Genomic DNA, 18,810 nt, shown 5'->3' with positions numbered 1-18,810 from the left:
CCGGCCCGCACCGGGGAGCTAAGGTCGAGGCATGGCTTCTGAAGGTACGGGCGAGCGGACGGGCGGTCCGGGCACCACGCACCGGGATCCCGCGGCCTCGGCGGCCGCCGCCGAGGCCGCGCGGCCCACGAACGGCGAGACCGTGCGCATCGACAGCTGGATCTGGTCCGTCCGCCTGGTCAAGACCCGCTCCATGGGCGCGACGGCCTGCCGGGGCGGACACGTCCGCGTCAACGGCGAGCGCGTCAAGCCCGCGTACGCCGTCCGCATCGGCGACGAGGTCCGGCTCCGCCAGGCCGGAGGGCATGAGCGGATCGTCGTGGTCAAGCGTCTGATCCGTAAGCGGGTCGGCGCTCCCGTCGCCGCCGAGTGCTACGTCGACAACTCGCCGCCGCCCCCGCCCCGCGAGGCGATCGCCCCCGCCGGTATCCGCGACCGGGGAGCCGGTCGCCCCACCAAGCGCGACCGCCGGGAACTCGAACGTCTCCGCGGCCTGACCGACTCGGCGAACGCCGCCCGCGGCGGCCGCGGCGGCCCCGAGGAGTGAGGGCGGGCGAGGCTGCCTGCCCACTCCTCCCACCACGCACCCCCACCCCGCACACTCGGCCCTGTCCTCCGGGGCGTGCTGCCCCCTGGCGGTCACACCGCCCGTCGCGGCAGCCGCTTCAGTCCGGCCACGTCCTCCCGTCGCGCCCAGCCGATGACGAGCAGCGGCACCATCAGGATCAGCGGGGTCGCCGCGTACTCCCCGTCGAAGACGGCGAGCTGGGTGATGAACGCCCCCACCATCAGCGCGCTCAGCGACACCCCGGCGACGGAGGCAAGCGCGGGGATCACCAGCCCTGCCGCACCGGCCAGTTCGAGCACGCCGATGGTGTACATCCCCGCGCTGCCCCAGCCGAGTGTCTCGAAGGACTCGGTGGCCGAGGGATGCGCGATCAGCTTGGGCAGTGCGCTCGCGACCGCGAAGAAGAGCGCGAGCACGATCTGCAGCGCGCCCAGCGAGATCCGGGCACGCCGGCTGCGAACGCCACCCTTGGTGCCGGTGCCGGTGCCGGTGCCGGAAGCGGAGGCCGTGGCGGTGGCGGCTCGGGGAGCGGGAGGGTTGGTCTCGGACATGAGGGTCTCCTGTGGGAAGCGGTGCCGTCGTGCTTGTCACAGAGACAGACCGGTGCACACCCTCGAACTCATCGGCCCCCACCGGACATTCGCCCCGAAGTACCGAGTCCGTCGCCCGCTCTCACCTCACCGGCACCGCCCGCACCCATATCCGGTCCTCGGTCAGATACCGGTCCACCTTCAACCCCGCCTCTCCCAGCGCCTCCTCGAACTGTTCCCTCGTCATCGGCCGCACCCGGAACGTCTGGGTCCACTCGCCGTCCGGGAAGTGGTACTCCGCGTGCACCGACCTGACGCCGTCCCCGACCGGCTCGCTCGACACGATGCGCACCCTGAAGCCACGGGGGTCGATCCGCTCCCTGGGCACATCCGTGTGGTAGTCCTCCCCCTCGCGTTGGATCAGCACGATGCCGTCGTCCGCGACGTGCCGCAGACATGTGGCGAGCATCCCGCGCCGCACCTCGGGGTCCCCGGTGTGGACGAGGAACGACGCGAGCAGCACCACGTCGAACTTCTCGCCCAGGTCGAGCTCTTCGATCGGGCTGCATATCGTGCGCGCCCCGCGCACCCGCTCCAGCATCTCCGCCGACTCGTCCACGGCCGTGACCGTGAAGCCCCGTTCGATCAGCGGGTGCGTCATACGTCCCACGCCGCTGCCCAGTTCGAGAATGCCGGCACCCTCGGGCGCGGCGGCGGCGATCACCTCCGGCTCGTCCCCCACCGGCAGCCGTGCGTACACCTCGACCGCGCAGCCGTCCGGAGTGATCGCACCCGGGCCGGTCCCCTGGAATCCCTCACGCATCCGCATGCTCATATCCGTCCAACGGCCGGGCAGACGCGGACCGTTCCGTTCATCCATCACTCGATGGGGTGAAGCTGAACCAGCCGTGTCCGCTGTACCAGTGGCCCCCGGCCCGCAGATGGTCACCGACCGCCCGTTCGAGCCGCGTCCGGCGCGGCAGTGTCTCCACCGGCAGGTCCGGGTCGCCGAACACGAAACGGACCGGCAGGTCGTCGTCCGGTTCGCTGTTCCCGCAGGTGACGCGGAAGCGCTCCTGGAAGCGGACGATGTTGGAGTCCGCCGGCAGATACCGCTTCAGCTGCGGGTCGAGCAGCCACGAGTGGCAGCAGGCCGCCGTGTAGCGCTCCGCCGGGAAGTACCTCGGGAAGAACTCCGCGGCGAGCGCGAGCGACCGGTCGCACGCCCCCGGCGTCAGGGGACCGGCGTAGTCGGGTATGTGCAGATCGAGGCAGTGTTCCCCGGGCTCCAGCTCCAGGCCCGCCGCCGCGAGCGCGACACCCTCCCGGCCGCCCAGCCGCGCCCGCTGGAACTGCAGCCGCCCCAGCTGGAACAGCTCCCCGTGGAAGTGCAGCGAGAACCAGCTCGGCGCCACGAGCCCGCCCACCCCGTACCTCCGTCGGTGCAGCACGAGGCCCCGTCCCAGGTCCGCGAGGGTGCGCCGGGAGATGTCCTCGGGGATGCCGCGCTCGCGGTGGTACGCGCGCACGTACGGCAGGGCGGCGACGAGGACGTACACGTGGAAGTAGCGGCCCAGCGGACCGGACTCCGGGGGGAACGGCCGAAGCCTCAGCCCTCTGCCGATCTTCCCCATGTCCCGCACCAGACCCCGTACGCACCGCCCGAGGAGCCCGGTCGCCTCCTCGTCCTCCACCAGCGTCCGGCGCAGCGCGACCAGGTCGCCCACGTCCTCGTACGGCACGGCCAGGTCCAGCAGGACCTCGGGAAGCTCATCGGCGTCCGGCAGCCACACCTCGGGCGCGTTCGCCGTCCCCTCGTCGCCCTCCAGCCCCCTGAGCCATTCGGCGAGCCGCTCGTCCGCCCGCAACGCGTCCCACAGCACCTTCGGCCTCCCCCGTCACTCCACACCGTCTCCTGGAGAACGCTTGGGGCGAGGAGTACGTTTCCGAGTAGGACGATGAACGCGGGCGGGGCGAGCGGCGCCCCGGAGGACGAGAAGGGCGAAGGGGACGGCGGGAGCGAGCGGGAGCGGTGATCCCGCCCGGTGGGAAGCGGTGGTTCCGATGCGTACGGGCAGTGAACCGATGACGGCGCGCAGTCCGCTGCGGATGCGGCTCTGGCTGAGCGCGTGGGGTGTGATCTGGGCGGCCACGGGCACCGTGGCGTTCGCCCTCCTCGGTCGCCCCGGCTGGGCGGCCGTCTGCGGCGCGGTCCTCGTGATCGCGGCCGTCGACATGGCGGTGATCGTGCGCCATATGCACCAGGGCGCGCACTACCAGCCGGGGCGTGACGTCCCGCCGTACCAGCCGCCGGACCCGCACCACCCGTAGCGTCGAGCGGGACCTGACGATGTGGTGTGTCGGTGGCCGTCAGGAGTCGAACCGCGCCGCTTCCAGGTACCGCGGGTTCGGGTCGAGCGCCGCGGCCAGCCGGAAGTGGCGTTTGGCCTGGTCGGGGCGGGCCTGCCGCTGGTAGGTGCGGGCGAGCGCGTAGTGCGCGTAGGCGTTGTCCGGTTCCCGCTCCAGCACGATCGTGAACTCCAGTTCGGCCGGCCGCAGTTGGGCGGCGGCGAAGAAGGCACGGGCGCGCAGCAGACGGGCCGCCGTGTTCTCGGGGTGTTCGGCGATGACTCGGTCGAGCAGCTTGACCGCGCCCTGCGGGTCGTTCGCGGTGAGGAGCTGCTCGGCCGCGCGGAAGTCGATGACGTGCGTCTCCGGGGTACGTCCGGTGGAACCGCTGGTCTCGGGCACGGCTGAGTCCTTCCCTTGCTGCGACGGTTCAACGCCCCCCGGAGGGCCGCTATTCCTGGGCGTGTTCCGACCGCTCCCGGGGCTGGTGCGCTCTGCGCCGCAGGTCGGACCAGACGTCCCGGACGCGGCGCCGCAGGTCTTCCAGGGGGACGTCGTTGTCGATGACGATGTCGGCGATCTCCAGGCGCTTCTCCCGCGTGGCCTGGGCGGCCATCCGCGCGCGGGCGTCCTCCTCCGCCATGCCGCGCAGGCGGACGAGGCGGTCGAGCTGTGTCCCCGGGGCCACGTCCACGACGATCACCATGTCGTACAGCGGGGCGAGGCCGTTCTCCGCGAGGAGCGGGACGTCGTGGACCACGACCGCGTCCGGCGCGGCGGCCTGCTCCAGCTCCTGGGAGCGCGCGCCGACCAGGGGGTGCACGATCGCGTTCAGCGTGGCGAGCTTCTCCGGGTCCGCGAACACCAGGGAGCCCAGCTTCGGGCGGTCCAGGCTGCCGTCCGCCGCGAGCACGTCGTCCCCGAAGGCCTCCACGACCGCCGCGAGCCCGGGTGTGCCGGGTGCGACGACCTCGCGCGCGATCCGGTCCGCGTCGATCAGCACGGCCCCGTGCTCCACGAGCAGCCGGGACACCTCGCTCTTGCCGGCGCCGATACCGCCGGTGAGACCCACTTTCAGCATGCCCGGCAGCTTAAGGGTTGTCCCGCGTGGGGGGTGTACGAAAGTCCCGCACAGAGCCGTGGGAGGCCCGGTCCTCACGGGCCTCCCACGGCTGCGGAGGAGAGAGGTGGTCCGCCCTCGCGGGAGGGCTCAGCCCTCGCCCTCCCGCTCCGCCAGGAACTTCTCGAACTCCAGGCCGATCTCGTCGGCGGATGGGATCTCGACGGGCTCGGCGAGCATGTTGCCCCGGGTCTCGGCACCCGCGGCGGCGTCGTACTGGTGCTCAAGACCCTGGACCAGGGCGACCAGTTCCTCGTCACCCTCGCGGATCTGCCGGTCGATCTCGGTCTGCGTGCGGTGGGCCTCCGTGCGCAGGGCGTGCGCCACACTCGGCAGGACCAGGCCGGTGGCCGCGGTGATGGCCTCCAGGACGGTCAGGGCGGCGTCCGGGTACGGGGAGCGGGCGATGTAGTGCGGGACGTGCGCGGCGACGCCCAGGACGTCGTGTCCGGCCTCCATGAGGCGGTACTCCACGAGGGCCTCGGCGCTGCCGGGGACCTGGGCCTCCTCGAAGGGGCTGCGGTGTCCGGGGACCAGCTCGGCACGGTTGCCGTGCGGGGTGAGACCGACGGGGCGGGTGTGGGGCACGCCCATGGGGATGCCGTGGAAGTTCACCGAGAGGCGGACGCCGAGCCGCTCCACGATCTGCTGGACGGCCGCCGCGAAGCGCTCCCACTCCACGTCCGGCTCGGGGCCCGACAGCAGCAGGAAGGGCGCCCCGGTGGCGTCCTGGACGAGCCGTACGTCCAGGCTCGGCTCCTCGTAGTCGGTCCAGCGGTCGCGCTTGAACGTCAGCAGCGGGCGCCGCGCCCGGTAGTCCACGAGCCGGTCGTGGTCGAAGCGGGCGACGACCTGGTGGGGCAGCGAGCCGAGGAGCCGGTCGACGATCTGGTCGCCGGTCTCGCCCGCGTCGATGTATCCGTCGAAGTGGTAGAGCATGACAAGTCCCGCCGACTCCTGTGCCAGCGCCATGTCGACGACGGCCAGGCCCTTCGGCTCCCATGCGTACAAACCCTGCGGATCAAGCACTGTGACCGCTCCTCCTCGTGTTCGTACGTCCCAACGCGGTACGAGGGCCGGGCATTCCCGGAGCCCGTTCGACGAGTGCGGGTCGAGTGCGGTTCTCGCGTAACACGTCGGGCCCGCACCCCGGAGGGGGTGCGGGCCCGACGTGTTATCGGCTGTGCCTCAGCGGTGAGCGGTCAGCTCTGGCCGCCGGCCAGCTTCTCGCGCAGGGCGGCAAGCGCCTCGTCCGAAGCCAGCGCACCGGAGGTGTCCGCACCCTCGGAGGAGTACGAACCGCCACCCGCGGCCGGAGCCGCACCGGCGGCGTCGCCACCCTCGGCGGCAGCGGCGGCGTCGGCCTCGCGGCTCTTGATGACCTGCTGCTGGTGCTGCTCGAAGCGGGTCTGCGCCTCGGCGTACTGGCGCTCCCACTCCTCGCGCTGCTTCTCGTAGCCCTCGAGCCAGTCGTTGGTCTCGGGGTCGAAGCCCTCGGGGTAGATGTAGTTGCCCTGGTCGTCGTAGGACGCGGCCATGCCGTACAGGGTCGGGTCGAACTCGACCGAGGCCGGGTCGGCACCGAAGGACTCGTTGGCCTGCTTCAGCGAGAGGCTGATGCGGCGGCGCTCGAGGTCGATGTCGATGACCTTGACGAAGATCTCGTCGTTGACCTGGACGACCTGCTCCGGGATCTCCACGTGGCGCTCGGCCAGCTCGGAGATGTGGACCAGACCCTCGATGCCCTCGTCCACGCGGACGAACGCACCGAACGGAACCAGCTTCGTGACCTTGCCGGGCACGACCTGGCCGATCTGGTGGGTGCGGGCGAACTGCTGCCACGGGTCTTCCTGGGTCGCCTTCAGCGACAGGGAGACGCGCTCGCGGTCCATGTCGACGTCGAGGACCTCGACCGTGACCTCCTGGCCGACCTCGACGACCTCGGAGGGGTGGTCGATGTGCTTCCAGGACAGCTCGGAGACGTGGACCAGACCGTCGACGCCACCCAGGTCCACGAAGGCACCGAAGTTGACGATCGAGGAGACCACACCGGAGCGGACCTGACCCTTCTGCAGGGTCGTGAGGAACGTCTGGCGGACCTCGGACTGGGTCTGCTCCAGCCAGGCACGGCGGGACAGGACCACGTTGTTGCGGTTCTTGTCCAGCTCGATGATCTTCGCCTCGAGCTCCTTGCCCACGTAGGGCTGGAGGTCGCGGACACGGCGCATCTCGACCAGGGAGGCCGGGAGGAAGCCGCGGAGGCCGATGTCGAGGATGAGGCCACCCTTGACGACCTCGATGACGGTACCGGTGACGATGCCGTCCTCTTCCTTGATCTTCTCGATGGTGCCCCAGGCACGCTCGTACTGGGCGCGCTTCTTCGAGAGGATCAGGCGGCCTTCCTTGTCCTCCTTCTGGAGGACCAGGGCCTCGATCTCGTCACCGACGGCGACGACCTCGTTGGGGTCGACGTCGTGCTTGATCGAGAGCTCTCGGCTCGGGATGACACCTTCGGTCTTGTAACCGATGTCGAGCAGGACCTCGTCCCGGTCGACCTTCACGATGACGCCGTCGACGATGTCGCCGTCGTTGAAGTACTTGATCGTCTCGTCGATCGCGGCGAGGAATGCTTCCTCGTTACCGATGTCGTTGACCGCTACCTGCGGGGTGGTGGCGGTGGTCTCGGTGCTGCTCGTCATGTGGGAAAGGGCTCCGGTACGGACATTGAAGTCGTAGGTACTGCTACGCCGGGAGCCCGTATCGCTCTGAAGAAGCCGGACAGCCAAGGAAGCGCCACACAAAACCACTGGTGGCGCCTCGACAACCGAGGGGACATACAACAGATGCGAGCGCAGCCTGCTACGTCTGAGGTGCGCAGGCCCGCAGCGCAACTTGTAGCATACGGGGGCAGCCGGGCAGGGTCAATGCGCGAAGGCGCACCACCCGGGGCGGAACGCCGCATACCCGGCACAAATCCTGTCCCAGGAGGCCACGCAGGCCTGGGACACACCGTCCGTGACGCGATTCTGAGGCCATCGCGCCACTCGGGTGACGGAAGAGTACGACGAGGGAGCCGATCATCCAAGAGCGCGATGTCCACGAAACCTCCACCGCCCCCGCGGCATCCGGCTCTCCCGAGGCCGACGAGCCCGAGGCCACCCGGCGCGCGGCCGGGGCCGCGGAGAGCTCCAGGGCCAACCGGGGCTGGTGGGACCGGAACGCGGACGACTACCAGACCGAGCACGGCACGTTCCTCGGCGACGACCGTTTCGTCTGGGGCCCGGAGGGACTCGACGAGATAGAGGCGGAGCTGCTCGGGCCGCCGGAGGAGCTGAAGGGCAAGGACGTCCTGGAGATCGGCGCCGGGGCCGCGCAGTGCTCCCGCTGGCTCGCCGCGCAGGGGGCCCGGCCCGTCGCCCTGGACCTCTCGCACCGCCAGCTCCAGCACGCCCTGCGGATCGGCGGATCGTTCCCCCTGGTGTGCGCCGACGCGGGCGACCTCCCCTTCGCGGACGCCTCCTTCGACCTGGCGTGCTCGGCGTACGGGGCGCTGCCCTTCGTCGCGGACCCCGTGCGGGTGCTGCGGGAGGTCCGCCGCGTCCTGCGGCCCGGGGGCCGTTTCGTCTTCTCGGTGACCCATCCGATCCGCTGGGCGTTCCCGGACGAGCCCGGCCCCGAGGGCCTGTCCGTCTCCGCCTCGTACTTCGACCGCACGCCGTACGTCGAGCAGGACGAGGAGGGGCGGGCCGTGTACGTGGAGCACCACAGGACGCTCGGCGACCGCGTCCGGGACATCGTCGCGGCGGACCTCCGTCTGGTCGACCTGGTGGAGCCGGAGTGGCCCGCCTGGAACAGCTCGGAGTGGGGCGGCTGGTCGCCGCTGCGCGGGAACCTGATCCCGGGCACCGCGATCTTCGTGTGCGCGCGGGACTGAGGCACACGGCGTGATCCGCTACGACGCTCTGGACGCGCTGCCCGTGCGCGGCGCCCTGCCCGGTCTGAAGGACGCCCTGGAGGGGCACGGCACCGCCGTGCTCGTAGCGCCGCCCGGCACCGGCAAGACGACGCTGGTGCCGCTCGCGCTGGCCGGGCTGCTGGACGGCGGGCCGGCGCGGCGGGTGGTCGTCGCCGAGCCCCGGCGGATCGCCGCGCGGGCGGCGGCGCGCCGGATGGCGTGGCTGCTGGGCGAGAAGGTCGGGGAGAGCGTCGGCTGCACGGTGCGCGGCGAGCGGGTCGTCGGACGGCACACGCGCGTGGAGGTCGTCACGACCGGTGTGCTGGTGCAGCGCTTGCAGCGCGACCAGGAACTCGCCGGGGTCGACGTGGTGGTGCTCGACGAGTGCCACGAGCGGCATCTGGACGCGGACACGGCGGCGGCGTTCCTGCTGGACGTGCGGGAGGCGCTGCGGCCCGGGCTGCGACTGGTGGCGGCGTCGGCGACCACGGACGCGGAGGGCTGGGCGCGGCTGCTGGGCGGCGCCCCGATCGTGGTGGCGGAGGGGGTGTCGTACCCCGTCGAGGTGGTGTGGGCGCCGCCGGCCCGTCCCGTGCGGCCGCCGCACGGGACGCGGGTCGATCCGGCGCTGCTGGCGCATGTGGCCTCGGTGGTGCGGCGGGCGCTCGCCGAGCGGCCGGGGGACGTGCTGTGCTTCCTCCCGGGCGTGGGCGAGATCGCGCGCGTGGCCGGGCAGCTGGGCGACCTCGGGCACGTCGACGTGCTCCAGGTGCACGGTCGGGCGCCGGCGGCCGCGCAGGACGCGGTGCTGGCCGGCGGGGAGCGGCGCCGGGTGGTGCTGGCGACGGCGGTCGCGGAGTCGTCGCTGACCGTTCCCGGGGTCCGGGTGGTCGTCGACTCCGGGCTGGCCCGGGAGCCGCGGGTCGACCATGCGCGCGGGCTCGGCGCCCTGACGACCGTACGGGCGTCGCAGGCGGCCGGGCGGCAGCGGGCGGGGCGGGCCGGGCGCGAGGCCCCGGGCGCGGTGTACCGGTGCTGGGCGGAGGCCGAGGACGGCCGTCTGCCCCGGTTCCCGGCACCGGAGATCAAGGTGGCCGACCTCACCGCGTTCGCCCTCCAGGCGGCCTGCTGGGGCGATCCGGATGCCTCCGGTCTCGCGCTGCTGGACCCGCCGCCGGGCGGGGCGATGGCGGCGGCGCGCGGGGTGCTGTCGGCGATCGGCGCGGTGGACGCCGCCGGGCGGGCCACGTCCCGTGGTGCGCGCATGGCGCGGCTGGGCCTGCACCCCCGGCTGGGGCGGGCGCTCCTGGACGCGGCACCCCTGGTGGGGGCGGAGCGGGCCGCGGAGGTCGTGGCCTTGCTGAGCGAGGAGCCGCCCCGGGAGTACGGCGACGATCTCCTGGCGGTCCTGCGGACGGTCCGGCGCGGCGGTGACGCCTACGCCGGCCGCTGGCGTGCGGAGGTACGGCGCCTGCGGACCGCGGCGGCCCCGCCGCGCCCGCGGGATGCGTCCCGTCCCGTGGACCCGCAGACCCCTGAGGACCGCCACCCGGAGACCACCGGCTCGGACGAGCGTCTTGCGGGGACCGTGGTGGCGCTGGCCTTTCCGGAGCGGGTCGCGCGGGCGACGCAGGGGTCCCATCTGATGGTCAACGGGACTCGGGCGCAGCTCGGGGAGGGGTCGGGGTTGCGGAGCGCCCCGTGGCTCGCCGTGGCCGTGGCGGATCGGCCGGTGGGTGCCGGGCACGCGCGCGTGCGGCTCGGGGCCGTCGTCGACGAGGACGTGGCGCGATCGGCCGCCGCCGCCCTGTACGGGGAGGGCGAGGAGGTGCGCTGGAGCGACGGGGACGTCGTGGCACGGCGGGTGGAGCGGCTGGGGGCCGTGGAGCTGGCGGTGCGGCCGCTCCGGGACCCCGGGCCCGAGCTCGTGCGCGCGGCGTTGCTGGAGGGGCTGCGGAGTGAGGGGCTGGGGCTGCTGCGGTGGTCACCGGGTGCCGGGTCGCTGCGGCAGCGGCTGGCCTTCCTGCACGCGCATCTCGGTGAGCCCTGGCCCGATGTCTCCGACGGCGCCCTCCACGCGCGCGTCGACGAATGGCTGGAGCCCGAGGTGAGCCGTGCCCGGCGGCGGGCGGATCTCGGGCGGATCGACGCCGGGGAGGCGCTGGGCCGGCTGCTGCCGTGGGCCACCGGGGACGCCGTACGGCTGGACGAGCTCGCGCCCGAGCGGATCGAGGTGCCGAGCGGGTCGCGCATACGCGTCGACTACACGCGGCCCGAGCAGCCGGTGCTGGCGGTGAAGCTGCAGGAGATGTTCGGTCTCCAGGAGTCGCCCGTGCTCGCCGGGGTGCCGGTGCTCGTGCATCTGCTGTCCCCCGCCGGGCGGCCAGCCGCCGTCACCGCCGACCTCGCCTCGTTCTGGAAGGACGGGTACCGGGCCGTACGGGCGGAGTTGCGCGGCCGGTATCCCCGGCATCCGTGGCCGGAGGACCCGGCGACGGCCGAGCCGACCCGGTTCACGAACGCGCGCCTCAGGCGGTGACCGGTTCGGAGGCGGCGGGTTCCTCGGCCCCGGGTCCGCCCGGCCCGCGGCCGCGGGCCTCGACGTGGAGGGCGAGGGCCAGGAGCAGGACGCCCAGGCCCAGGAAGCCCCAGGGCAGGTAGGAGGTCATGAGGAGGACGAGGACGCGCTGGGACCTGACGAGGTCGACGGTGTGGTCGATGTAGTCCTCGCGCATCTTCACGTGGCCGGCGAACGCGGTCACCTTCTCGCGGTCGCCGAGGAGGGTGCCGCCGCGGAGCTCCTCCTTGTGGATCTCCTCGCCGTACACGGGGGCGCCGGTGACCGGCTCCACCCAGAACTTGCGGACCGTGGTGTACCAGCGGGTCGTGCCGGTCTCGGCGACCGTCTCACGGGTGATGCCCTCGACGGGCATGATCCGGGGGAAGGGGACCTCGGTCCAGGGGATCGTCTGCTCGAAGTAGTAGACCTCCACGCCGCGGAAGTCCCGGGTCCCCTTGTAGTGGATGGGGGCGGTGATGCGCGCCTGGGCGTCGAAGTACTCGTAGTCCCGCGGTTCGGTGAGGAACGGCCACTTGAACTCCAGGCCCTCGCGGCGGACGGGGTCGCCGTCGACCATCTCGCCGGTGGCGTGGACGGGCTCCTGGGTGTGGGCGTCGAAGATGTAGCGCTCGGGGATCTTGGAGACCATCTCGCCGTCGGGGCCCTGGACGTACGAGAGGCCGTCCCAGACGACCACGTCGCGGCCCTCGGTCCTCTCGATCCTCTCGGAGGCCTCCACGTTGCCCCTGAGGGTCTGGACGATGGTGACCTGGGGGACCTTGCGTTCGGTCATCGTGCCGTAGTCGAGGAGGGTGGCGTCCTTCGCGACGAGGACCATGTCCTGGTAGTGGTCGGCGGGGATCTTGGCCAGGCGCGGGAAGGCGTACCAGCGCGTCAGCGGGGACAGCGCGGCGAAGAACACGGCGAGCGCGAGCAGGATCAGACCGGCTCTGCGGTGCATCTCGGCCTCCCTCCCGGGCGGTTGTGGATGTGCGGCCGCCGTCGGCCGTCCGGCTACGGATGCGGGGGCACCGTCGTCAGCAGGGGTTTGGGGGACGTCTCCCCCGTCGGTGTGCCCAGCGCCGTGAGCGCGAGGACCAGTGCGAACGCCAGGGCGAGACCGCTCGCGACGGCGATCAGGGCGCGCATCCGGACCTCCCGACGGGTCGGCCCGCCGACAGCGGGAACTGATAGTGCGTCAGGTTCCGCACCGTAGCAACGGCCGGGCGAGATGAGAACACGTCGCGCACACGACGACGGCGCCCCTCCCGGAGGAAGGGCGCCGTCGGCCGTACGCGCGGCCGGCTACCGCGAGGCGCTGGGGCTCGGCGAGGCGGTCGCCGCGGGGGCCGACTCCGTGGGGGTCGCCTCCGTGGGCGCGGCCTCCACCTTCAGTTCGACGGTGAGGGTCGCGCCGCCCTCGGTCTCGATGCGGAGCAGGAAGGTGCCGGTGGCGTCGTCCGAGTAGAGCTTCGGCAGCGTGAGCAGGCCGTTCTCGTCGGTCCGCAGGGCGGTCAGGGTACGGACGGGCTTGCCGTCGGCGGGGTTCTTGAAGTAGGGGCCCTTGTCGTTCTCGGAGACGTCGAGGGAGGACTTGATGAGGGTCGCCCTGACCGCGACCTTGTCGGCGGCCGCTCCCTTGTAGGTGGCCTTGAGGGCGACCTGTTCGGCGAACTCGCCGTTGGGGACGCAGGTCAGCTCGGTGGTCGTGGTGCGCGCGAGGGCGTCGGCCCGGCGGGCGGTGACGGTCGCCGTGTAGTCGAGGGCGGCCACGGTGCGGCCCACGACGGTGGCGCGGACGGTGACGGCGCCGGTCTTCTCGCCCGCCACGAGCGCGGGGGCGGTGGCCTTGCCGGCGCTGTCGGTGACGATGGTGGCGACCTTCTCGCCACCGGCGAAGGTGGTGTCCGTGTCGCCGACGACGGTGAAGCGGACGCGCACCTTCGCCACGGCCTTGCCCGCCTTGGTCTCCGTGCGGGCGGCGAACCGGTCGGTGAAGGTGTCGCCGGCGGTCGCGGTGAGCTTCGCCGGGCCCGCGGCCTCCAGGTGGTGCACCGTGTCGGTGGCGGTGGGCGGCTTGGTCGGCGGGGTGGGCGGGGTCGGCGGCGTGGGTGTGGAGCCGCCGCCGGGCTTGCCTCCGCCGGGCGTGTCCTTCGGCGGGGTCGGGCCGGGACTGGGCTTCGAGTTGCCCGAGCCGCCCTTGTTCCCGCCGTTCCCGCTGTTGCCGTTGCCGTTGCCGCTGTTCCCGTTGCCGTTGTCGCTCGGGGTGCGGGGCAGCGAACCGGTGCCGTCCGGGATCTCGTGGGTGCCCTTGCGGTAGTACTCCAGCCACGACATGACGGTGTTGTAGTAGGCCGTCGAGTTGTTGTAGCTGAGGATCGCGCTGCGCAGGTTCGCGTCGTTGGCCAGGTCCCAGTTGAACCGGCACAGGTAGTGGCCGGCGGCGAGGGCGGCGTCGTAGATGTTGTTGGGGTCCTTGGCGCCGTCGCTGTTGCCGTCGCGGCCCGCCCACTCCCAGGTGGAGGGGATGAACTGCATGGGGCCGACCGCCCGGTCGTGCGTGGCGTCGCCGTCGTACGCGCCGTTGTCGGTGTCGCTGATGTTCGCGAAGCCGTTGCCGTTGAGCTGGGGGCCGAGGATCTTGCCGATCGTCGTGCCGCTCGCGTCGACGCGACCGCCGCGGGCCTGGCCCGACTCGACCTTGCCGATGGCGGCGAGCAGTTGCCAGGGGAGGTTGCAGCCGGGCTTGGCGTCGCGCAGGGACGCCTCGGCCTTCTTGTAGGCGTCGAGGACGGTCGCGGGGATGCCGCGCTCGCCGCCGGCCGTGCCCGTGCCGTCGCCCGTACCCGGCGACGGGTCGGGGCTGTCGAGGGGCGGGAGGTCCGTGTAGTAGCGCGAGTCGCCCGACGCGGTGTCCTCGGAGTAGGTCGTCGCCTCGGGTGAGGGCGACCCGGAGGTCTGTCTGCCGGCGCTGTCGGTGGTCACTCCCGGAGCCTGCGAGGCGGCCAGTGCCGCTACCGTGGCCGCGGCCAGGGCGGTGGTGGCCGCCCCCTTGCGGAGCCTCATTCCGAACTGCGCCGCCATTGAGTGAACCCTCCCCGGTGGTCGATCGCCTTGGCGTTCTTCCCTTTTGATACTGTCTCGGACGGCTTATCCGGAATTCTCTTCCGGATCAGTCGCACCGCTCTGCTACACCGACTCCGGACTTGCGGATTTGGTTGCCCTGTTCCGGCATTTCCTCGTCCGGTCATTCCGAGGCCCCCGCGAGCACCGGCACGGCGGCCCAGGCGACCCTACGACAACTTCCGCCGCCCGGGCACCCGTTCGCGACCGGATTTCGCCGGTCGCCCCCGTCGGTTCGCTGTCACGCGGGCGCGCGCCGGGCCCGGTACGCGTCGCGCATACCGACGGCCGGTGGTCACGGAATCAGGGGCGGAGGTCCGCCACGCGGACGCACCATGAACAACGCCGTAAAACCCGCTACGGGGGGATGAATTGCCTTTCACACTGAGCCATGCGGCAGCCGTGCTGCCCGCGTTGCGCGGGGACGGGAGCGGGCGCGGACGACTCGTGCCCTCGGTGCTCGTCGCCGGTTCGTTCGCGCCCGATCTGACCTACTACGCGGCGAGCGTGCTGCCCGAGGCGATGGAGTTCGGAGACGTCACGCACTCCTTCGCCGGGGTCTTCACCGTCGACGTGCTGTTCACCTGGGCGCTGGTGGGGGTGTGGCTGGTGCTCCGTGAGCCGCTCGTCGCACTGCTGCCGAGGGGGCGGCGGGCACGGGTGGCCTCCCTGGTGCGGTGCGGGGCGGGCGTACGCCGCATGGGTCCGTCACTGGTGCTGTGGTGGTACGTCTCCGCGGTGCTCGGTGCGCTCACCCATGTCGTCTGGGACGCGTTCACTCATCTCGACCGGTGGGGGATGCGGCTCTTCCCGGTGCTGGGCGACGAGATCGCGGGCTCGCCGCTGTACTGGTACCTCCAGTACGGCGGTTCGGCGGTCGCCGCGGTCGTGATCGCCGTGTTCCTCGCGCTGGCGCTGCGCCGGCAGCCGGCGGTCGAGCCCATGGGTGTGCCGGTGCTCTCCGCGGCCGACCGGTGGGTGGCCGCTGCCGTGATCGGGGGGTGCGCCCTGGTCGCGGCGGTGCAGCGGGTGGCTCGTTGGTGGGCCTACTGGGGTTCGGTCGCCAAGCCGTACGAGGTGATCCCGACGGTGTGCTTCGGGGTCGGGGCCGGGCTGATGCTGGGCGTGGTGCTGTACGGCGTGGGCGTCAGGATCTGGCGCCCGGCTCCCGCCGCGGTGATCGCAGCCGACGCGGAGGCGGACAGCTCGGTCCGCCGCTGAGCACCGGACGGCGCGCGCGGGCGCCCCGCGGGATGCGGGGTCTGACCGCGCCCGGGGCGTACGACGGGACATGGCCGAGCAGCGCCGGCAGGGGATGGGTGAGCCGCCAGGGGAGCAGTGTGTGCGCCCAGCGGCGGCGGGGCGCCCACCGGAGGTGGGGCTGCGCCCGGGAAAGGCGGGTGAGCACCTGTGGCAGGCGGCCGGCAGCTGTCGCGGTACGGCGGCGGAGCGTGCGTATGCCCATGCGGGCATCCTGACGCCGCGGCTCGGCGGCGGGCGCCTTGGCGGGGGCCAGGCGGGTGACACCGTGAACGGGCCGCGGGCCAGGATCGCGGGTGCGGATACGGTCCGGCCGGGCACCGGCGAACCACGCCGCCGCCGGCAGCGCCGTCGCGGCGGAGTGGGCGGGCGACAGGGGGGTGTTCCCTCGGCGGGGGAGGCGGTCGGGGTGGTCGCCCCTGGTGGAGAGGCCCGGGGTGTGGCGGCCGGGCCCCTCCCTCAGTGGGCCGCCGACTCCCAGTCCGGGCCGTGGCCCACCGAGACGTCCAGGGGAGCGCGGAGGTGGACCGCGTTGGACATCTCGTGGCGGACGAGTTCCTCGGCGCGGGTGCGCTCGCCGGGGGCGATCTCGAGGACGATTTCGTCGTGGACCTGGAGGAGCATGCGGGAGGTGAGACCGGCGTCCTCCAGGGCGCGGCCCACATTCAGCATGGCGATCTTGACGATGTCCGCGGCGGTGCCCTGGATGGGCGCGTTCAGCGCCATCCGCTCGGCCGCCTCCCGGCGCTGGCGGTTGTCGCTGTTGAGGTCGGGCAGGTAGCGGCGGCGGCCGAAGAGCGTCGCCGTGTAGCCCGTCGCGCGCGCCTCGTCGACCGCCCGGCGCAGATAGTCCCGGACCCCGCCGAACCGCTCGAAGTAGGCGTCCATCAGGGCGCGGGCCTCCCCCGCGTCGATGTTCAGCTGCTGGGAGAGGCCGAACGCCGACAGGCCGTACGCCAGGCCGTACGACATCGCCTTGATCTTGCGGCGCATCTCGGCGTCGACGGCACCGGGCTCGACCCCGAACACCTGGGCCGCGGCCGTGGTGTGGAGGTCCTCGCCTGAGGTGAACGCCTCGATGAGGCCCTCGTCCTCGGAGAGGTGGGCCATCACCCGCAGCTCGATCTGGCTGTAGTCGGCCGTCATCAGCGACTCGAAGCCCTCGCCGACGACGAAGCCACGGCGGATCGCCCGGCCCTCGTCGGTGCGGACCGGGATGTTCTGCAGGTTCGGGTCGACCGAGGAGAGGCGGCCGGTGGCGGCGACGGTCTGGTTGAAGGTGGTGTGGATGCGGCCGTCCGTCGCGATGGTCTTGATCAGGCCCTCGACGGTGACGCGTAGCTTCGCCTGCTCTCGGTGGCGGAGCATGATGACCGGCAGTTCGTTGTCCGTCTGGGTGGCGAGCCAGGCCAGGGCGTCCGCATCGGTGGTGTACCCCGTCTTCGTGCGCTTGGTCTTGGGCAGGGCCAGTTCGCCGAAGAGGACCTCCTGGAGCTGCTTGGGCGAGCCGAGGTTGAACTCGTGCCCGGCCGCCGCGTGCGCCTCCTTCACCGCCTGCTGCACGGCACCCGCGAACATCTGCTCCATGGCTTCGAGGTGGGCGCGGTCCGCGGCGATGCCGTGGCGCTCCATCCGGGCCAGCAGCGCGGACGTGGGAAGCTCCACGTCGCGCAGCAGCTCGACGGCGCCGACCTCCTCCAGGCGCTGCCCGAAGGCCTCGCCCAGGTCGAGGATGGCGCGGGCCTGCACCATCAGGGCCTCGGCCTCGGCGCCGTCGTCCGCGCCGAAGGCCAGCTGCCCGTCGGCGGTGGCCGCCGGGGCCAGCTCACGGCCGAGGTACTCCAGGGACAGCGCGTCCAGGTCGAAGGAGCGGCGGCCCGGCTTGACCAGGTAGGCGGCGAGGGCGGTGTCCATGGTGACGCCCTCGATGGTCCAGCCGTGCTCGGCGAAGACCCGCATCGCGCCCTTGGCGTTGTGGAACACCTTGGGCCTCGCGGGGTCGGCGAGCCAGGCCGCCCACGCGATCTCGTCCGCCTCGTCGAGCCGGGTCGGGTCGAACCAGGCGGCCGCTCCCCCGGCGGCGGCGAGCGCGATCTCGGTGACGGAGCCGGTACCGAGCGCCCAGGTGTCGACGGTGGCGACGCCGAGGGGCTGTGTGCCGTGCTCGGTGAGCCAGCCGGTCAGCTCGCCGGAGCCGAGGACCGTGCCGTCCACCGCGACACCGGCGGCGGGCGGCTGCCCGGCGTCGGTCTCCTCCGCCCCCGGGTCGACGGCGAACAGCCGCTCACGCAGCGAGGGGTTGCGGATCTCCAGGGTGTCCAGGACCATCGCGACGGCCTTGCGGTCGTACGGGGCGCGCTCCAGGTCGGTGACCGTCCGGGGGAGTTCGACCGTGCGCACCATCTCGGTGAGGCGGCGGTTGAGCTTGACGGCCTCCAGGTGGTCGCGGAGGTTCTGGCCGGCCTTGCCCTTGACCTCCTCGACGCGCTCGACCAGCTCCGCGAACGAACCGAACTGGTTGATCCACTTCGCGGCGGTCTTCTCGCCGACGCCGGGGATGCCGGGGAGGTTGTCGGACGGGTCGCCGCGCAGGGCCGCGAAGTCGGGGTACTGGGCGGGGGTCAGGCCGTACTTCTCGAACACCTTCTCCGGGGTGAACCGGGTCAGCTCCGAGACGCCCTTGGTCGGGTAGAGCACGGTGGTGTGCTCGGAGACCAGCTGGAAGGAGTCTCGGTCACCGGTGACGACGAGGACCTCGAAGCCCTCCGCCTCGGCCTGGGTGGCGAGCGTGGCGATGATGTCGTCGGCCTCGTAGCCGTCGACGGCGAAGCGGACGGCGTGCATGGCGTCGAGCAGCTCGCCGATCAGCTCGACCTGGCCCTTGAACTCGTCGGGGGTCTTCGAGCGGTTCGCCTTGTACTCCGTGAACTCCTCGGAGCGCCAGGTCTTGCGGGAGACGTCGAACGCCACCGCGAAGTGGGTGGGCGCCTCGTCGCGCAGCGTGTTCGCCAGCATCGACGCGAAGCCGTAGATCGCGTTCGTCGGCTGGCCCGTCGCGGTCGTGAAGTTCTCCGCGGGGAGCGCGAAGAACGCGCGGTAGGCCAGCGAATGCCCGTCCATGAGCATGAGCCGGGGACGGCTGCCGCCGGGGGTCGTGTCGGTCTTCTTCGATGCTGTCTCTGCCACGCACCCGATCCTGCCACGTGCCACTGACACTCCGGCCCCGCCCGCCGCCCGTCCCCCCGCGCCCGGGGCCCTCCCCCGCCCCGGGTCGCGGCGGATCGTCGTCGCGACCCGCGTCTCGATCGCCGTCGGTGACACGTGCGAGGATCGGAGACGTACCTC

General features: G+C 72.4%; 16 protein-coding genes. 5 read left to right on the top strand and 11 right to left on the bottom strand.

Features of this window, described 5'->3' with window-relative positions:
- Nucleotides 1–31: 31 nt before the first annotated feature.
- Nucleotides 32–547: an RNA-binding S4 domain-containing protein gene (locus tag AC067N_RS02050; RefSeq protein WP_478676933.1), complete on the top strand. Its 516-nt coding sequence runs from the start codon at nucleotides 32–34 to the stop codon at nucleotides 545–547.
- A 92-nt stretch (nucleotides 548–639) separates the two neighbouring features.
- Here the strand turns inward: AC067N_RS02050 and AC067N_RS02045 are convergent, their stop codons facing one another.
- The 3 genes from AC067N_RS02045 to AC067N_RS02035 form a co-directional block, all read right to left on the bottom strand.
- The gene (locus AC067N_RS02045) at nucleotides 640–1,119 is read right to left on the bottom strand and encodes a DoxX family protein (protein ID WP_478676932.1); all 480 of its coding nucleotides are present in this window, start codon (nucleotides 1,117–1,119) and stop codon (nucleotides 640–642) included.
- A 121-nt stretch (nucleotides 1,120–1,240) separates the two neighbouring features.
- The gene (locus AC067N_RS02040) at nucleotides 1,241–1,921 is read right to left on the bottom strand and encodes a class I SAM-dependent methyltransferase (RefSeq protein ID WP_478676931.1); all 681 of its coding nucleotides are present in this window, start codon (nucleotides 1,919–1,921) and stop codon (nucleotides 1,241–1,243) included.
- A gap of 49 nt (nucleotides 1,922–1,970) precedes the next feature.
- Entirely contained in the window at nucleotides 1,971–2,981 is a 1,011-nt protein-coding gene (locus AC067N_RS02035) for an acyltransferase domain-containing protein (protein WP_478676930.1), read from the bottom strand.
- A gap of 181 nt (nucleotides 2,982–3,162) precedes the next feature.
- Between AC067N_RS02035 and AC067N_RS02030 the strand changes: the two genes are divergently transcribed.
- Nucleotides 3,163–3,429 carry a DUF6343 family protein gene (locus AC067N_RS02030; protein WP_478676929.1) on the top strand — a complete coding sequence of 89 codons (267 nt, stop codon included), beginning with the start codon at nucleotides 3,163–3,165 and terminating at the stop codon, nucleotides 3,427–3,429.
- Nucleotides 3,430–3,468: 39 nt separating this feature from the next.
- On the opposite strand, the gene AC067N_RS02025 is transcribed toward AC067N_RS02030, so the two are convergent.
- The 4 genes from AC067N_RS02025 to rpsA form a co-directional block, all read right to left on the bottom strand.
- The gene (locus tag AC067N_RS02025) at nucleotides 3,469–3,849 is read right to left on the bottom strand and encodes a tetratricopeptide repeat protein (protein WP_478676928.1); all 381 of its coding nucleotides are present in this window, start codon (nucleotides 3,847–3,849) and stop codon (nucleotides 3,469–3,471) included.
- A gap of 49 nt (nucleotides 3,850–3,898) precedes the next feature.
- Nucleotides 3,899–4,528, bottom strand: coding sequence for a dephospho-CoA kinase (gene coaE / locus AC067N_RS02020; protein ID WP_478676927.1), 630 nt, complete (start codon nucleotides 4,526–4,528; stop codon nucleotides 3,899–3,901).
- 129 nt (nucleotides 4,529–4,657) lie between these two features.
- Nucleotides 4,658–5,596 (bottom strand): PAC2 family protein, encoded by a 939-nt coding sequence (locus AC067N_RS02015; RefSeq protein ID WP_478676926.1) that lies wholly within the window; start codon nucleotides 5,594–5,596, stop codon nucleotides 4,658–4,660.
- Nucleotides 5,597–5,769: 173 nt separating this feature from the next.
- Nucleotides 5,770–7,266: a 30S ribosomal protein S1 gene (gene rpsA / locus AC067N_RS02010; RefSeq protein ID WP_031166273.1), complete on the bottom strand. Its 1,497-nt coding sequence runs from the start codon at nucleotides 7,264–7,266 to the stop codon at nucleotides 5,770–5,772.
- 377 nt (nucleotides 7,267–7,643) lie between these two features.
- Here rpsA and AC067N_RS02005 point away from each other — a divergent pair, with 377 nt between their 5' ends.
- Together AC067N_RS02005 and hrpB are read left to right on the top strand one after the other, a co-directional pair.
- Nucleotides 7,644–8,501, top strand: a complete 858-nt coding sequence (locus AC067N_RS02005) for a class I SAM-dependent methyltransferase (RefSeq protein WP_478677176.1) — start codon at nucleotides 7,644–7,646, stop codon at nucleotides 8,499–8,501.
- A 10-nt stretch (nucleotides 8,502–8,511) separates the two neighbouring features.
- Nucleotides 8,512–11,061: an ATP-dependent helicase HrpB gene (gene hrpB, locus AC067N_RS02000; protein ID WP_478676925.1), complete on the top strand. Its 2,550-nt coding sequence runs from the start codon at nucleotides 8,512–8,514 to the stop codon at nucleotides 11,059–11,061.
- Here the strand turns inward: hrpB and pgfA are convergent.
- The 3 genes from pgfA to AC067N_RS01985 all read right to left on the bottom strand — a co-directional run bounded on the left by pgfA (nucleotide 11,051) and on the right by AC067N_RS01985 (nucleotide 14,166).
- Complete coding sequence (gene pgfA, locus AC067N_RS01995) at nucleotides 11,051–12,043, bottom strand: cell envelope lipid trafficking protein PgfA (protein ID WP_478676924.1); 993 nt, start codon at nucleotides 12,041–12,043, stop codon at nucleotides 11,051–11,053. The two genes, hrpB and pgfA, sit on opposite strands and share 11 nt — an antisense overlap.
- A gap of 53 nt (nucleotides 12,044–12,096) precedes the next feature.
- Nucleotides 12,097–12,231 (bottom strand): SPW_0924 family protein, encoded by a 135-nt coding sequence (locus AC067N_RS01990; RefSeq protein ID WP_478676923.1) that lies wholly within the window; start codon nucleotides 12,229–12,231, stop codon nucleotides 12,097–12,099.
- Nucleotides 12,232–12,387: 156 nt separating this feature from the next.
- Nucleotides 12,388–14,166, bottom strand: a complete 1,779-nt coding sequence (locus AC067N_RS01985) for a lytic transglycosylase domain-containing protein (protein ID WP_478676922.1) — start codon at nucleotides 14,164–14,166, stop codon at nucleotides 12,388–12,390.
- 411 nt (nucleotides 14,167–14,577) lie between these two features.
- On the opposite strand from AC067N_RS01985, the gene AC067N_RS01980 reads away from it, so the two are divergent.
- Nucleotides 14,578–15,426, top strand: coding sequence for a DUF4184 family protein (locus tag AC067N_RS01980; protein WP_478676921.1), 849 nt, complete (start codon nucleotides 14,578–14,580; stop codon nucleotides 15,424–15,426).
- A gap of 498 nt (nucleotides 15,427–15,924) precedes the next feature.
- On the opposite strand, the gene polA is transcribed toward AC067N_RS01980, so the two are convergent.
- Nucleotides 15,925–18,651, bottom strand: coding sequence for a DNA polymerase I (gene polA / locus AC067N_RS01975; protein ID WP_478676920.1), 2,727 nt, complete (start codon nucleotides 18,649–18,651; stop codon nucleotides 15,925–15,927).
- Between the last annotated feature and the right edge of the window lie 159 nt (nucleotides 18,652–18,810).

The sequence above is a fragment of the Streptomyces sp. NPDC042364 genome (assembly GCF_056437585.1).
The sequence above is the reverse complement of the archived record's forward strand: the minus strand, read 5'-3'. Positions and strand labels throughout refer to the sequence as shown.

Coding starts and splice junctions, on each gene's coding strand:
- AC067N_RS02050 (WP_478676933.1), top strand. CDS start 32: ATGGCTTCTGAAGGTACGGGCGAGCGGACGGGCGGTCCGGGCACCACG.
- AC067N_RS02045 (WP_478676932.1), bottom strand. CDS start 1,119: ATGTCCGAGACCAACCCTCCCGCTCCCCGAGCCGCCACCGCCACGGCC.
- AC067N_RS02040 (WP_478676931.1), bottom strand. CDS start 1,921: ATGCGTGAGGGATTCCAGGGGACCGGCCCGGGTGCGATCACTCCGGAC.
- AC067N_RS02030 (WP_478676929.1), top strand. CDS start 3,163: ATGCGTACGGGCAGTGAACCGATGACGGCGCGCAGTCCGCTGCGGATG.
- coaE (WP_478676927.1), bottom strand. CDS start 4,528: ATGCTGAAAGTGGGTCTCACCGGCGGTATCGGCGCCGGCAAGAGCGAG.
- rpsA (WP_031166273.1), bottom strand. CDS start 7,266: ATGACGAGCAGCACCGAGACCACCGCCACCACCCCGCAGGTAGCGGTC.
- pgfA (WP_478676924.1), bottom strand. CDS start 12,043: ATGCACCGCAGAGCCGGTCTGATCCTGCTCGCGCTCGCCGTGTTCTTC.
- AC067N_RS01990 (WP_478676923.1), bottom strand. CDS start 12,231: ATGCGCGCCCTGATCGCCGTCGCGAGCGGTCTCGCCCTGGCGTTCGCA.
- AC067N_RS01985 (WP_478676922.1), bottom strand. CDS start 14,166: ATGGCGGCGCAGTTCGGAATGAGGCTCCGCAAGGGGGCGGCCACCACC.